Origin of the sequence: Ochrobactrum sp. Q0168 (genome assembly GCF_016427605.1) — a bacterium.
In the GTDB taxonomy this organism is placed as follows: domain Bacteria; phylum Pseudomonadota; class Alphaproteobacteria; order Rhizobiales; family Rhizobiaceae; genus Brucella.
Genome location: NZ_JAELXQ010000006.1, coordinates 152,054 through 167,215, shown reverse-complemented (window position 1 = coordinate 167,215; position 15,162 = coordinate 152,054). Strand labels below are relative to the sequence as shown.

Genomic DNA, 15,162 nt, shown 5'->3' with positions numbered 1-15,162 from the left:
TCTTTTAGAAAGCAGAAAAGCACGCGCTAGCTGTTATCCGCAATCGTGTCCTGGCGTGCTTTGGAATTTGCAGCCTCAGAGTTCTGCTGATGCCGCTCTGCAAACCTCTTGTGCGAAAGCCTTGCTGAAAGCTCTACAATATAATTCTGCTCTCTTAGTCCGCTGTCATACAGCAGCAGGATAGATGACGCCAGATCGCGGCCCGAATACGCATGATCACTCTCTTCGAGGACGATCGCCGCCAGCGTATAACAGCTGCGCATGAAGTCGACTTCGACCTGGCTATAAATGCGGCTCGCTTCGTGGAATAACGGCATATCTGCCTCCATTAAAAAGCCATTATGCGCCTACTTCCACGCCGCATGTCAAATGGTCTGCTAACGTACGGAGCCGAAAGTATTTTCTTGCCGTGCAACCGCGCGCACCGGAAACAAATTTTAAAGTCTGTCGTCCAACTTTTTGGCTCGGAGAGTTAAGCCGGATCAGAAAAAGCGCGGTCAAAGTTGCTCATGAGACGGGAATATTCCTTCTCAGGCCAACCATAAGCGTCCATCGCATATTGCTCCAATCCTCGGCGGTTACGAATGAGAACCGCCCCGCGCACGGACTTGATCAGTCCCAACCCCTCCAATATATGGAGCGACGTGGTGACGCTCGGTCGGCGAACGGCAAGCATTATGGACATAAACTCGTGAGTCAGCGCTATTTCGCTGCCCGATATTCGGTCATCACACATCAACAACCAGCGCGCGAGGCGTTGCGGCACGTCGTGAATGGCATTGGAGGCAGCCGTGTGGGCAAGTTGAACCGAGAAAGCTTCGATCGACCGGATCATGATGTTGGAGAAATTGCGGCTTTTGGCCATCCAATGGCGAAATCTTTCATAAGGCAATTCATAACCCCCGCCAGCGACCTGAACGAAGACGTCATAAGAACTTGTTTCGACACCGGCAATTGCTGAAGTGGGCACATAACCATCAAATCCAAAAAGCCCTGCTTCAGCCCGGTGGCCTTCTGCTGTCGTTACCACAATCGACCCGATGCCGGACGTCAAGAAATAGACTTTCGTGATCGACCGACCTTTTTCAGCAAGAATGACGCCGCGCGGAAGGTCGACATACACGGTTTCACGAACAATGGCAGTATATTCGTCAGGTGGAAGCAAAGCTAAAAGTTTATTTGCCATGGCATCCTGATTGGGGAAAAACATAAATGCACCTCATCTAGCCCGCCATGAACAACAACCAGAAGAACGCTTGGTTCCGAATTCATCCCCGCACCAACCCTGAGCAGACTGTCTAGACGCAATGGGAATTAATGAACGACCAGCGGCTCGCTGCACGTTCGTCGGTAGAACGTTGTGTCGGAATCAAAGAGCATTAGGCAGTGGCGAAAATGGCGATTTCGAAAACCGGCAGTGTGACGATTGGATCAGACATTCAGATCGCTTTCGAGCTGGGAGCGCGCCCTGCTCAGCCTACTTTTGATTGTGCCGATGGTGCAGCTGGCCTTGGTGGCGGCATGTTCATAGCTCAATCCCTTAAAGATCACCAGTTCGATGACATCCCGGTGCAGGGGCGATAATCTGTCATAGGCGCGCCCGACATCCTGCAATTCCATGGCCCAGTCCTGCGATGGCCCAATGATCGGCCCATCCCCTTCCTGCATCACATCCTCGCGCCGCGTCCGCTTGATCTTGCTACAAAAAGTATTTTTCATAATAGTGAAGAGCCAGGACTTCAGCGAACCGAACGGAACATATTTATCCTGGTTCTTGAGTGCTTTAATCAGTGTTTCCTGGACCAGATCGTCCACGTCTGAGGACTGGCGACACATTGTCCGCGCAAACTGATGGAGCGCGGGTAAAAGTTTCACCAACTCATCTTCGAAATCCGCATTGGATGACATCGTATTTCCTCCTGCCCACCGGTGGGATAAGGAGCAGGGAAGCCGTTGGTTCCAAGACCAGTGCGATTGGTACGCTACCGTACTTTTCAGCTGACATGGAACAAAGCGCAGCGTGAGCGGTTAAATTCGACGTAACCGAGGAGCATGTAATGAATATTCTGACGATTAACGTTCGAAGCGATGAAACGCCAGTCGTTGTGGAATTTGTTGGCGAGGCGGAGGAGAAAATTACAGTTCAGCTGACGCCGTGCGGATCGTCAGAGCGAAACGAACAACTGGAGCAAGCCGCCAGCTCTCTGAACCAAGCGATAAAAATGGTCGAGATCGAATTGGGGCGAGCACCCACGCCGGCGCAAGGGGATACTGAAGACCAACGTTTGGAGAAGGGGTTAAAGGATAGCTTTCCGGCGAGCGACCCGGTTGCAGTGACGACGCCATCGACCCCGGCCTCGGCAGATCCAAAATCCTGAGGCTCGTTTTTGCGAACTTTCGATGAGGAGAGGAGTGATTTTCATGAAAGGTAGTTTCGCCAACATGCAACACGTCACTTGTTGGCGGCACTTATCATGCCGGTAGATACCCGTCTGTTGCGAGGAAAGCCCCAAGCTGGTTCCGTGCATCTCTGTATCGATATGCAGAACTTGTTTGGGCCCAGATCACCATGGTTTGTCCCATGGGTAGAGCGAATTTTGCCACAAGTCATCGATATCTGCTCCATTCAGAGCGAAAATACTATATTCACCCGCTTTATCCCACCAAGACGTCCCGAGGATGCTATAGGCGTCTGGGTCGATTACTATCGAAAATGGGAAGCCCTTACGCTGAGGCGTATCGATCCCACCCTAATTGAACTTGTAGATCCATTGAAGGATTTCACACCGCCTGCCGCTGTCCTCGACAAGGCGGTCTATTCACCTTGGACAGAAGGCCACTTGCAAAACTACCTGGTGAGGAAGCGGATTCACACATTGGTCATCACTGGTGCCGAAACTGATTTATGCGTGCTCGCCACCTTACTGGGTGCAGTGGATCGCGGATACCGGGTTATCGTTGTCCATGATGCGATCTGCAGCGTTTCCGACCAAACGCATGATGCAATCATGTCGCTTTGCCACCAGCGCTTCAGCGAACAACTGGAACTCGTTTCCGCCGAAGAACTAATTGCCGCCTGGCATTAGACCGCGTTTCCATCTGATTGGATTAGATCGGCGCTCTCATTCTTTGTTTTAACACGCATCCAGAAAGCCGTTTCACACTTTTCTGGATGCGCCTGATATTCAGGAGAGAAACCCCGCCTCACGGACCCAGAATCAGGATAAGGATCACAATGACCGCCAGAAGGAAGACCAGCGCGACGACGAAAGGCCGCACAGTTCGTTTTCGATCCTTCTCCCACTGACGCAAGGCCGAAGCGTGGCTGGAAGCATTGCTATCATGCTTCATTAGTTCAGGCGTTTGCCCCAACTCCAACCCCGGAGCGGGCGCACCGCCCGCCTCGGAATCCGTTTCGAATGGTGCAGCAGCCGGATCAAAACCGGGCACCTTTTCACCCGTGCGTCCTTTTTGAATAGCGCCGCGTAGGCGTGAGCCTTCGCTCCTTTTGTGCTGGTCCTTGTCCATTTTTGGTTTACCTCAGCAGCCCAACCCCACATTGACGCGAATGTTCCCGGCGTGTCAGTCAGCTTTTGGACAGCGGAAGGATGTTATTCAACCGTTATCTTCGGGAGGAAGATTGAGATTTGGAGTGTATTGTCTGTGCAAGCTTCCTCGACCTGGCAATATCCCGTGAGATCGTGCGCCAGGCCGCAATCGTTCGGATCAGTTGCATTCGCATCATGTTGCGCAATGGTTTCGGACCATAGGTGTTTTTTCCCAGCATGTGATGGTGTAGAAGTTTCACCGACCCAGCGGAGAGAGCTTACGCTGGTCTCGGCAGCGTGAAACTTGGATGAATCGGAAGCTACATTTGCAGAACTTACAGGATGTCCGTGCAGTCATTTTGATTCCGGCTTATGGCCAATCGGCGTTGACCGCAGAGACTTTACAAACAGCGATCGCACAACAATGCGAATTCCCCTTCGCGGTTGTCGTGGTCAACGATGGTTGCCCGTCGCCGGAAACCCATGAAATCTGCCAGAATTTTGCGAGCTGCTATCCCGGTTTGGTTTTCTATCTCCACAAGACCAATAACGGTCTGAGCGCAGCACGCAATACCGGGCTTGAATTTGCGCTCAGTGCTTTCCCAGCTCTTGAGGCCGTATTCTTTCTCGACTGCGACAACCACATCGGCCCATTCTTGCTGCAACGGCTCGTCAGCGCTCTGAGAGCAAGCGACCAAAAAACGGGCTGGATTTATACCGATGTTGATAAGTTCGGTTTTTCCAGTTTCAGCGATATGTCTGGGACATATTCAGCTCTTGAACACTTGTTTCGCAGCTTTTGCGAGGCGGGCAGCATGGTTTCTCGCCGGATGCTGGACGCAGGCGCCCGTTTTGATGAAGCAATGAGAAAGGGTGTTGAAGACTGGGAGTTCTGGCTTCAGGGTCTGGCCCTCGGCTTTCATGGTGTTCACGTCCCGAATGCGGGCTTTCACTATCGGCGACGCGGCGAAAGCATGCTAACTGAAGCCGAGCGCGAATTCACGCAAATCCTTGATTATATTCGCAAGAAGCACTCGGGACTCTATAATGTTCAAGCCGTCCTCAAACGGGAAATAGAAGATTGCACGCGGTACGCGATTTACCACCCGGACGCTGGTCAGGTTCATACGCTGAGCGCAATTGCAAAGCCCTCCAGACTGGTGCCATTGCAGACCTATTTATCGCAACTCCTTCGTGCAACAGAAAAGCCAGATTACGGGAAATGCCCGGGGCATCTGTTCGTCATTCAACAGGCAACCTACGATCATCTGAGGGATCAGAAGCTGCTCAGCGGCGTACTCTGGAACATGGAATGCGCGCTGCAGCAGGCAGCCAGTTCATCTTGCTCCATTGAATTTTCGGCTTCACCAAGTTTTGCGATGACTTCGACCATCAAAGATATCCGAAAAACAGAGGCGATTTCCGTTCCTCCCCCCACTCAGCCCGTGCAAGTCTGGGCGGTGGAAGTAGGTGCATTGCTTGCGCAGCAATTTCCAGAAGGCGGTTTTGCCTTCGGCAATCATTGGCATATGAGTAAGCAGTATGCAGCCCGAGATTGTTCTCTACAGATATGGATGGAGACACCGCCATCTGACTTGCCAAGGGTCCAGCCCAACACGCTCGCTCTATTTTTTGAAGCCTTGCAAAATGTGGCTAGCACGCAGAAGCGCGATTTCTGGCATTCGATCCGTTATGACCGATATCGGGCTCAAGCGGCGATGCCGCGAGATTTTTATCCAGAGTTATTCAGGATTCCATCTGCCTTCCCTATCGATGAGGCCAACCGCACGATTGCCTTTGTTGTCGATGAGCCAGAAGCCGACGATATCGCCCGGGCGTCTGAACTGGCAAAGGCGTCGGCGCAGCATGGGGTAATTCCGCATCTGGTTTGTTTCGGCTCAATTTTTGCTGCAAATCCAGTTGACCTTAGAGGCTTTGCAGAAATCATCACGCTGCCAATGCCTTCGCTGGACAACGAAACCGATCAACGAAACATGCAAAACTACATGGGCACCGCGCTGCCAAACCTCGACGGGCGTGACAGGCAGATCGCACTGGCTACGTTGGCGGCTTATTCCACGGTCGTATCCGTTAGAAGTAGTGTTCTGCACCTCATCGCCGGCTCCTTGCGTAAACTGCGCGCGAAAACCTTTGCCATTATCGACAATAATGAATACGGGGCGAGCAACTCGGTGATTGGTTGTTCGGCCTTTGAGCAAGCTTATGACGCGATTTTCCCTGCATCCCCGGAAATTCGACAATTGTGCAACGGCGTTGGCTATCCTGCTGGCAAACTCAAGCGATGGGAGGATTACTTCCCTTTCAGGACAACGCCGATAATCGACCATTCAGAGCAAACGGATAGAATTTACGCATGATCGAAGTAGCTGCAAATATGCTGCTGTCCCTCTTCACGGGCGGCCCAAAAATTCTGGTCCTGAGATCCGAGGGAGCGGATACAGACAACGCATATCCAGAGTTACCCGTAGATTGGATCGAGATGACAGCGCTCAATGGTGGAGAGACATTTCTGATTGGTGAGATCGGCGACCAGAGGCGTCCACTGGAAGTTCCACCAAGCAATGTTCTGGCGATATGGAATCCCGAAGACGGTATATCTACAGGGTTGTTGGAAACCTGGTGGGTACATGCCTCCGGCTCGGGCGATCTTCCGATGTTCTTGAAAGGCGGGTCCGAACGACTTGTTGAAGCGGTTGCCCAAAAGGCTATTCAGGAGAATAAGCGGCTCACACATTTGAACCAGACGCTTATTGAAGATCTGGCCACATTCAGACAAGGGCTCGCGCATCATGTCAGGATTCCACCGGAGCTGGAGATGCTCGTAAAGAACCTTAGAAAGGCCCCACCCCAACTTGTTTATGAAACCCCTTCTGCCGGTTCATCGAATAGTACGATCACTGGGGCGCTAACGCAGCCATTGTTCGTTGGGGCACGAGGTTTTCTTGGTTTTGACCTCCGGATCGAAAAACCAGGCGCGGGGAAAGGCCACCTGCTCGTTATGTTGAGGGTGCCTTCTTCTAAGCAGGAGCTGTCCAGATGGAAGATCGCGTTTGATGAAATAGTATCGGGCTGGCTTGCGCTTCGCTTGGAAAAAGTTCTGTCTCGTATGGATTCCTCGCTGGAGCTCTTGGTCCAGACTGAAGGCGAGGGCGTGCCTCCCCACCTCTTCACGACATCATCGGGACTAATGCCAGAATTCGCGTTTCACAGCGTAGACCATGGAAATCCCAACAAACAGATGCTTGAACTGAGGATTTGGGGTGGCTACCCAGGGCTCAGTTACGACTCGCCCAGCACCGTTGCAGCTTCACTTGCCAAGATGAAGATAGCGGATCACCTGATCAGCAAAGCCCAAACCACACGTCATTTAAGTTGGGCATACCCATATTTCGGTTATATGGACGGTGGTCGGTTGCTCTTGCGCCCATTAAAGCAAAATCCCGCGTCAGCAGCCAAGATCGATCTGCCTTTATTTCCGGGCTTTTCGGGCGTTTCCTGCACGGCCAAGATAGATGATGCTCTGTGTCAGACCCGACTGCTTGTTCGCGTAGCGCTCAGCTATCCCGGCCAAAACGTTGATGATGTCGAAAGCGGGAAAGCAGCTGTAGCGTCTACGGACTGGGTCGAACTGGCGGAACCGCTAAAGCCGTTTGAGCTCAAGATAGGGCTTCCCCTACCGCTTAACGAACCGATGGAACTCCATCTCTTCTCTCGGCTGCCGACCGGAGGCAAACTCGACCATGGCAAGGTTGTGTTCGGGGATTTCGAAACAATTCTGGATGAATGCTCTGCATTCTCTCGCCCTCCATATCTGCCAGTCATCGAAGCCGCTTCCTGACATCAAAAACATCTACCCGGAAATCAATCTGATAGATTGATTTCCATCCGCGCTTCGCTTCCGCGAAAAACTCGCAACCGCTATGAATTAGAGCGGTTCTGATGCTTCGAGCCTTGATGTGGTCGCTACGGTGCCAACCTTCAAGAACTGCGCAGCGCCGTGGCTTTTCCTCCACGCGATATAACGGGAAATGCCATCGGCCAGCGATATGCGCGGATGCCAATGAAGATTGGCTCGCGCCCGGGAGATATCGAGGACGTTCCGCGGGACATCGAAGGATCTTTTGTGCGTGAAGGATTTTTCGAATGGTGGAAAATGTCGCCCGATCTGCACGCAAAGATCATTAAGGCTGGTCCCCTGCCCTGAACCAATATTAAAAATAGTCTGTGGACCGGAATATTCGATTGCTTTCAAGATCGCTTCCACAACATCGTCGATGAAAAGATAGTCGCGAACTGTACTTCCATCGCCCCAGATTTCCACGGGCTTACCCTGTAAAATACGTTCGACAAAAACCGCTATTGCCCCTTGAGTTCCCTTTTCAGCCTGCCCTGGTCCGTACGGATTAGCAAGACGCAGCGTGATTGAGGGTAAATCATGCAGTCGGTGAAACAGCTGAAGATATTTCTCAGCCGCCAGCTTGGTAATGCCATAAGCGGAAATCGGATCTGTCGGATGATCCTCGCTGATCGATTGTGCGGTTGTCTGGCCATAGACGGTTCCACCAGAGGAAATATAGATCAGCTTCTTCAATCTATGCCGTCTTGCAGTTTCAAGGAGTTTTACTGTTCCCGCGAGATTGATCTGAATGTCGGCAAGCTTGTTCTCGATAGACACAGATGGGACCATCGAGCCTGCGAGATGGATACAAGAGGTGCAATTTGGCAGGAAGTGATCGAGCAAGCCTTCATCGTCAAAGTTGCCTTGGACAATTTCAAGCCGGTTTCGACCGAACTTATCAGGAAATTTTCTTTCAATCATTGTAACTGGAGAACGATTTATGATCGTAACCGCGTGGCCTTCAGATAGAAGCCGTCTTACGAGATGGGATCCTATAAATCCCGCTCCACCAAGCACGAGGTAATGTTTCTCGTCGCGCATTTGTGTATTCCTCACCTATTGACATCTTCCACCAATATTAAAGTATGCCAGTATTTTAGCGTGCTCACTGTGACGAGCCCGCATTAATCTCGGTTTCAGGGGTCATTTTTTATGACCGCTGGCAACAAAGACCTCAGCGATTTCGATCATGCGCGCCTTGCGGATGCCTATCACCGAAAGCAATATCGTCCCCCGCCTTGTTGCCGGGATCTATCCGCTTAGCCGCGGACCGGTATAGCGGGATTGCAGTTTGATAGGCCCCTGCCTCCCTGTGTTAATGCTCAGCGCATGTACCGCCCATCCCGCGTTCTTCCAGACCGCAGCATCGCTGGAAACCGTGGGGCGAACCTGAAACTCCCATCTGTGGCCGTTGATAAATAGTTTGCAATACAACCGCTTTAACTAGTTCTTGTCGTTCTTTGCTCAGCACAATATGGTTTGAGCGTTAACTCCCGTATTGACCTTGGTTTTTGGACAGAATGCGCATGAATGAGAAACGAGGTTCTGGCGATTCGAAGCCACTCAATCCGGCAACATCATTCCGCGAGAATGACCGGCCCACTCTGAAGACCATCGCGTTCATGACCGGGCTCGGTGTCACGACAGTTTCGCGCGCTTTGAAAGATGCTCCTGAAATCGGGCCTGAAACCCGAAAACGTGTTCAGCTTATTGCGCGCCAGATCGGTTATCGTCCGAACCGAGCGGGCGTGCGACTGCGCACAGGCAAGACGAACGTTATCGCACTGGTGCTCAATACACAGGACGAAATCATGGGCTTTACCAGTCAAGTCATTCATGGCGTGGCCGACGTTCTGGCCGAGACCCAATATCATCTGATCGTGACCCCGTATTTCGGCTCCAGAGCGCCCATTGAACCGATACGCTATATCGTTGAGACCGGCTCCGCCGACGGGATCATTTTTTCACGTACCGAACCCGACGATCAGCGCGTGCATTATCTGACCGAGCATGACTTTCCATTCGCAACCCACGGGCGAACGGATGCAGGCACCGACCATCCATATCACGACTTCGATAATCAAGCATTTGCCCGAAGGATGGTGGGGGAGCTGTGCGCTCGCGGACGAAAGAAACTTGTACTATTGACCCCACCAGCACAGCTGACCTATTACCGCCATATGGTCAATGGGTTTTATGAAGGCTTGCGGGAATTTGGTTGTGTCGGATCGCCATTGGAAAGTGTCGATCTCGATACGCCACTTGAAGATCTTCGTATCTCTATCGCCAATCGGATGAAAAGCCCTGATCGACCCGATGGCGTCATATGTTCAGGGAGCGCCGCAGCATTGGCAGTCGTCGCGGGCATTGAAGACGCCGGACTGAATATTGGCCAGGAAGTTGATGTTGCGGCAAAGCAGTCCACCCAAATTCTACGCTGGTTTCGCCCCGGCCTCATTGTGGTGGAGGAGAGTTTCAAACTGGCCGGACAACAGCTCGGCAAGGCGATTTTGGGGCGTATCAACGGAGCGGATATAAAATCGCTCCAGACGATAGGATAATCAAATCGGTGGTTAAGCTACAAGCCGCTCCGATGCGCCGGTGACATCAGGCCATTCGGAACGGCTTGCATTATTCGAGCGCTCAGAAAGCTAGCTCATAGCCCGCTTTGCTTCAGCTTGCACCGGACGTAGCAAAGCCTCGGCGGCCGTAACATCGAGTGCTTCAGGTCTGTTGCACGTTGTCGCCACATCAATGAAACGCCCCTCCTCGCCTGACCTGAGAATGGCAAGCATGACATCTACACCATGCAATGCACGTTCAAGCGAACAGCGCATGTCACGGCCTTCCAGAATGGAGGCAGCCATGTCGGCCAGACCGGCTGTACGATAATTCGCCATCATGCCGTTGGAGTGCTCTTCATTCGCAACGCCAAATGGATGGTTCCAATTCCCAACCGTCGTAGCAGGCTGGCCTGGCTTTACCACCTGTACGTCACCGCCAAAGAAGTTCGGATCGGGTAGATAAAGTGATCCTTCGGTGCCATAAAGTTCCATGTTTGCGTGGCGATGCGACCAGACATCCCAGCTTGCAGACAATGTGATTGTGGCGCCTTGTTCAAACTGAAGTAGTGCATGGATGGTGGTCGGCGTTTCAACCGGGATAGTTTGACCCTTGCGCGGTTCCGACAGGATGGTACGCGTCGGCGTCGCAGCAGAAGTCAACGCCGCAACCCGCCTAACCGGGCCGATCAGATTGATCAGATTGGCAATGTAGTAAGGCCCCAGATCGAGGATTGGCCCGCCGCCGCGCTTGAAGAAGAAATCCGGATTCGGATGCCAGTGCTCCATGCCATGGCTCATCACATGACAAGTGCCCGATGTGATGCGCCCGACAGTTCCGCTATCAACTTCGCGCCGCGCAAGCTGATGTGCTCCGCCGAGGAATGTGTCGGGGGCGCAACCCACCTTGAGGTTGCGACCATCGGCGAGCGCCTTCAGCTCCAGACCCTGTTCCATGGACAAAACCAGCGGCTTTTCCGAATAGGCGTGCTTGCCCGCGGCCAGTATCTGCTTTGTAACGGCGTAATGCGCATCAGGAATGGTCAAATTGACGACGATATCAATGCCGTCATCCTGCAGCAGTTCGGCGATGGTCTGAGCTTTTATGCCAAATTCTTCAGCGCGCACCTTGGCGGCAGCTGGATTAATATCGGCGCATGCTCGAATTTCGATCGATCTAAACATCGGCGAAAGCCGCAGATAGGCCGCCGATATATTTCCGCAACCGATAATGCCGACACCAAGTGTGTTCGTCATTTCCTTCTCCCGATCAAAGTGTCTTTACGGTTTCGATAGAACGGCTGGCAAATCGGGCATCGTCCGATGGATTGTCGTGCTCCATAATGAAATAGCGCACCGGCGTCTTGCGCAGAGCTGCAAACAATCCCGCCCAATCGACCGTTCCATGGCCGACATCTTCCCAACCGTCCTCATTAGCCTTTTTACCACTGACAGCAATATCCTTGACGTGAACGGCGAGGATGCGGTCACCATAGCGTTCGATCCATTCCAGCGGGTCGGCTCCGCCCTTGATGATCCAGGCGATGTCGGCCTCCCATGCGAGTTCCGGCGACGCATCAAGAATATGTTCTTGCGGAACCGAACCGTCCGGCAGCGCCCGAAACTCAAAATCATGATTGTGCCAACCAAACGCATAGCCTGCATTACGATAGGGCTGGCCTGCCGCCGCAAGTCGTTTACCGAACTCCCGCCAACCTGAAACAGTCTCCGGTCGCCGATCTGCGTCGAGATAGGGACAAAAGATCGCCTTCATATCGGCGATTTTTGCGATCTCCAGAACACGGTCGACTTCGTTTTCCAGCATATCGAGACCAAAATGCCCGGTCGGCATGGACAGTCCGAACCTATCCAGATCTTTCTTCAGTTGCACCGGATCTGCATAGATGCCGCCATATCCTTCAACCCTGCTGTAGCCGAGATCGCGCAGCATGGTCAAAGTTCGCTCTAGAGGTTGGAAATTGCGGGAGCTGTAGAGTTGATAGGAATAACCATTCATGTCTTTCATCCTTTGAACCTAATCCTGAATTTTAACCGGACTTCGACGAGACAAACTCTCCCGTCACGGCGCGAATCCTTCGCGCCGTCTGTGGAACGTCAGTCGTTTCAGATGTGATGGAAGCGCTACGGAGCGCGTGCGTGTCTATTCATTTAGAGCCTTTCCTCAGACTGAGAATCGAAAAGCGACAGCGCATCAGCTTTGAAGCCGATCTTGACCTTGTCTCCGACCCGATAACGCTTACCAGCCTCCACGCGTGCTGACAGGACATGTCCGCTCAGCTTGAGCCAGACCAGGCTATCTGCTCCCATCGGCTCATCCAGATCGATGGTCGCCTCGAAACCATCTGCAACATCAAGCCTGATATGTTCGGGTCGGACGCCCAGCGTCACCTGCCGTCCCTGTTCCAGCGCACCGTCATAACCGTCGAGCTGCACCGCGGTTTCGCCTATGTGGAAGACCGGCTTGCCGCGTCGCGAAGCGATTTCGCCGGAAAAGAAATTCATGGATGGAGACCCCAGAAAACCGGCAACAAAACGATTCTTCGGGCGATTGTAGATTGTCAGCGGGTCGTCAAGCTGCTGGACGACGCCGCCTTTCATCACAGCGATGCGATCCGCCAACGTCAAAGCTTCGATCTGGTCATGCGTGACATAAATCATCGTATTGCCGAGCTTCTGGTGCAGGCGTTTGATTTCGACACGCAATTCGGAACGCAGTTTGGCATCGAGATTGGACAGCGGCTCATCGAACAGGAACACATCGACATCGCGAACAAGCGCCCGCCCTATAGCGACACGTTGCCGTTGGCCGCCCGACAAGGCCGAGGGCTTCCTTTGCAGCAATGGTTCAATCTGAAGAATTTCAGCGGCGCGTTTGATGCGCTTGGCGATCTCGGGCTTGGGCAGGCCCGCAACACGCAAACCGAAAGACAGGTTCTTCTCAACCGTCATTTGCGGATAAAGCGCATAAGACTGGAACACCATGCCGATGCCGCGATCCTTTGGCTCTTGCCAAGTGACATTCCGGCCTTTGATGAAGATGCGGCCCTCGGAAATATCGAGAAGACCTGCGACACAGTTCAGCAAGGTTGACTTCCCGCAACCGGACGGACCGAGAAGCACGAGAAACTCGCCCTCGCCGATTTCCAGATTGAGATTTTGCAGCACATTGACCGAGCCAAAATCGAGCGAAAGGTCCTGAATGGAAATACTGGAATTCATAAGGTTCATCCTTTCACTGCGCCCGCAGCAATACCGCGTACGAAGTAACGGCCCGACAAGAAGTAAACCAACAAAGGTACGGCGCCCGTTAAGATGGTGGCGGCCATATTGACGTTATACTCCTTCACACCCTGCATCGAATTGACGATATTGTTGAGCTGAACGGTCATCGGAAAATTCTGTGTTCCCGCGAACACGACGCCGAACAGGAAATCGTTCCAGATTCCGGTCACCTGCAGAATGATCGCAACCACGAATATGGGGAACGACATGGGCAGCATGATTTGAAAGAAGATGCGCCAGAATCCGGCGCCATCGACCCGCGCGGCCTTGAATAGTTCGGGCGGCAGCGCGGCAAAGTAATTGCGGAACAGGAGCGTCAGTATGGGCATGCCAAAAATCGTGTGGACGAACACAACGCCAGCCAGTGTACCGAATATGCCAAGCTCCCGCGTTATGATGACCAGCGGATAAAGCATGACCTGATAAGGAATAAACGCCCCGAACAACAGGATCGAAAAGAAGATTTCCGATCCTTTGAACTTCCAGTTCGACAAGGCATATCCATTGACCGAAGCGATGGCGATAGACACGATGACGCTTGGCACCGTGATCTTGACGGAGTTCCAGAAGCCGGCGCGTATGCCTTCGCAATAAAGACCCGTGCAGGCCTGACTCCACGCCTTGACCCATGGTTCGAACGTGATTTCAACGGGCGGCGCGAAGATATTACCGAGGCGTATTTCCGGCATGCCCTTCAATGATGTCACCACCATAACATAGAGTGGCAAAAGGTAGTAAACAGCGGCTACGAACAGGATGCTGTAGAGCATGATGGTCGCAGGGGTAAAGCGCCGTTTCGGCTTGCGCCCCCAGGGCTGCGCAGCACTCCCTTGCGCCCCGCCAGGAGGAACTTCGGTTTGCTCCAACGCAGGCCCCATCTTCCGGTTAAGCACTGCCTCCGTCATCGCGCTTTCCTCCGGCTGTATTCGAGCATGGTCCAAGGGACGAGGATAATGAGGACAGTAGTCAGCATGACTGTCGAAGCGGCGAGCCCTTGTCCGAGATTGGCCCAGCCGAACATGAAGTCATAGACATATTTGGCCGGGACTTCCGACGCTATCCCCGGACCACCATTGGTCATAGCGACCACCAGATCATAGAGTTTCACGATGCCGGTCGCGATCAGCACCACAGTCGTTACCAGCACAGGGCGCATCATAGGCAGGATGATGAAGAGATAGGCTTTCCACTTCGGAATGCCGTCGACACGCGCGGCTTTCCAGATTTCATCGTCGACATTGCGCAACCCCGCCAGCATCAGAACCATCACCAATCCAGTCATCTGCCAAAGTCCGGCGATGACGATCGCGTAGATGACATAGATACGGCTTGAGAGGATCGCCATCTGAAAATTGTCGAGCCCTATATCGCGAATGACTTTTTCCAATCCCAGTTGAGGATTGAATATCCATTGCCAGACGAGCCCGGTCACGATGAAGGACAGCGCATAAGGATAAAGAAAGATCGTACGAAACGTATTCTCAAAGCGTATCTTCTGGTCCATCAGCGCCGCCAGCAAAAAGCCAACCACCAGTGAAAACCCCATGCAGAGAACGCCGTAGATCGCCAGGTTGCGGACAGAGACATGCCAGCGAGAGGCGCCGAAGAGCCTGACATATTGATCGAAGCCGACAAAATTCCATACCGGCAACGATTTGGAGGACGTGAAGGAATAGAGAACCGTCCAGAGTGTACAACCCACAAAGACCACGAGAACGGTCGCAATCATTGGAAGAGCGGCAATCTTCGCATTCAAATTGCGAAACATTCCGGAGGGCTTTTTGCGGCTCCCCTCTTCGATAATCGCCATGATATCCTCCCTGTCCCACTG

At 52.8% G+C, this 15,162-nt stretch carries 15 protein-coding genes; 5 read left to right on the top strand and 10 right to left on the bottom strand.

Annotated elements, in window-relative coordinates:
* Positions 1-26: 26 nt before the first annotated feature.
* The 3 genes from JAU75_RS13210 to JAU75_RS13200 all read right to left on the bottom strand — a co-directional run bounded on the left by JAU75_RS13210 (position 27) and on the right by JAU75_RS13200 (position 1,908).
* A complete protein-coding gene (locus JAU75_RS13210) occupies positions 27-317 on the bottom strand; it encodes a hypothetical protein (protein WP_199056964.1) in 291 nt (96 codons plus the stop codon).
* Between the two features lie 155 nt (positions 318-472).
* Entirely contained in the window at positions 473-1,210 is a 738-nt protein-coding gene (locus JAU75_RS13205; protein ID WP_199056963.1) for a Crp/Fnr family transcriptional regulator, read from the bottom strand.
* 221 nt (positions 1,211-1,431) lie between these two features.
* Positions 1,432-1,908 carry a sigma-70 family RNA polymerase sigma factor gene (locus JAU75_RS13200; protein WP_199056962.1) on the bottom strand — a complete coding sequence of 159 codons (477 nt, stop codon included), beginning with the start codon at positions 1,906-1,908 and terminating at the stop codon, positions 1,432-1,434.
* A 149-nt stretch (positions 1,909-2,057) separates the two neighbouring features.
* Here JAU75_RS13200 and JAU75_RS13195 point away from each other — a divergent pair, with 149 nt between their 5' ends.
* Positions 2,058-2,378, top strand: coding sequence for a hypothetical protein (locus tag JAU75_RS13195; protein ID WP_199056961.1), 321 nt, complete (start codon positions 2,058-2,060; stop codon positions 2,376-2,378).
* A 96-nt stretch (positions 2,379-2,474) separates the two neighbouring features.
* Entirely contained in the window at positions 2,475-3,086 is a 612-nt protein-coding gene (locus tag JAU75_RS13190; RefSeq protein ID WP_199056960.1) for an isochorismatase family cysteine hydrolase, read from the top strand.
* A 118-nt stretch (positions 3,087-3,204) separates the two neighbouring features.
* Here the strand turns inward: JAU75_RS13190 and JAU75_RS13185 are convergent, their stop codons facing one another.
* Positions 3,205-3,528, bottom strand: coding sequence for a hypothetical protein (locus tag JAU75_RS13185; RefSeq protein ID WP_199056959.1), 324 nt, complete (start codon positions 3,526-3,528; stop codon positions 3,205-3,207).
* Positions 3,529-3,874: 346 nt separating this feature from the next.
* Here JAU75_RS13185 and JAU75_RS13180 point away from each other — a divergent pair, with 346 nt between their 5' ends.
* Together JAU75_RS13180 and JAU75_RS13175 are read left to right on the top strand one after the other, a co-directional pair.
* The gene (locus tag JAU75_RS13180; RefSeq protein ID WP_199056958.1) at positions 3,875-5,926 is read left to right on the top strand and encodes a glycosyltransferase family A protein; all 2,052 of its coding nucleotides are present in this window, start codon (positions 3,875-3,877) and stop codon (positions 5,924-5,926) included.
* Positions 5,923-7,407, top strand: coding sequence for a DUF6212 domain-containing protein (locus tag JAU75_RS13175; RefSeq protein WP_199056957.1), 1,485 nt, complete (start codon positions 5,923-5,925; stop codon positions 7,405-7,407). The genes JAU75_RS13180 and JAU75_RS13175 overlap by 4 nt, the downstream gene beginning before the upstream one ends.
* Before the next feature lie 87 nt (positions 7,408-7,494).
* Here the strand turns inward: JAU75_RS13175 and JAU75_RS13170 are convergent, their stop codons facing one another.
* Entirely contained in the window at positions 7,495-8,508 is a 1,014-nt protein-coding gene (locus tag JAU75_RS13170; RefSeq protein WP_199056956.1) for an NAD-dependent epimerase/dehydratase family protein, read from the bottom strand.
* 485 nt (positions 8,509-8,993) lie between these two features.
* Here JAU75_RS13170 and JAU75_RS13165 point away from each other — a divergent pair, with 485 nt between their 5' ends.
* Complete coding sequence (locus tag JAU75_RS13165; RefSeq protein ID WP_199056955.1) at positions 8,994-10,028, top strand: LacI family transcriptional regulator; 1,035 nt, start codon at positions 8,994-8,996, stop codon at positions 10,026-10,028.
* A gap of 90 nt (positions 10,029-10,118) precedes the next feature.
* On the opposite strand, the gene JAU75_RS13160 is transcribed toward JAU75_RS13165, so the two are convergent.
* From JAU75_RS13160 to JAU75_RS13140, 5 genes are all read right to left on the bottom strand, one after another.
* The gene (locus JAU75_RS13160; protein ID WP_199056954.1) at positions 10,119-11,285 is read right to left on the bottom strand and encodes a Gfo/Idh/MocA family protein; all 1,167 of its coding nucleotides are present in this window, start codon (positions 11,283-11,285) and stop codon (positions 10,119-10,121) included.
* 13 nt (positions 11,286-11,298) lie between these two features.
* Complete coding sequence (locus JAU75_RS13155; RefSeq protein ID WP_371836174.1) at positions 11,299-12,045, bottom strand: sugar phosphate isomerase/epimerase family protein; 747 nt, start codon at positions 12,043-12,045, stop codon at positions 11,299-11,301.
* A gap of 152 nt (positions 12,046-12,197) precedes the next feature.
* On the bottom strand, positions 12,198-13,268 hold the full coding sequence (locus JAU75_RS13150; RefSeq protein WP_199056952.1) for an ABC transporter ATP-binding protein: 1,071 nt from the start codon (positions 13,266-13,268) through the stop codon (positions 12,198-12,200).
* Positions 13,269-13,273: 5 nt separating this feature from the next.
* Entirely contained in the window at positions 13,274-14,236 is a 963-nt protein-coding gene (locus tag JAU75_RS13145; protein ID WP_199056951.1) for a carbohydrate ABC transporter permease, read from the bottom strand.
* Complete coding sequence (locus JAU75_RS13140) at positions 14,233-15,141, bottom strand: carbohydrate ABC transporter permease (RefSeq protein ID WP_199056950.1); 909 nt, start codon at positions 15,139-15,141, stop codon at positions 14,233-14,235. Before JAU75_RS13140 ends, JAU75_RS13145 begins: the two co-directional genes overlap by 4 nt.
* Positions 15,142-15,162: the final 21 nt, after the last annotated feature.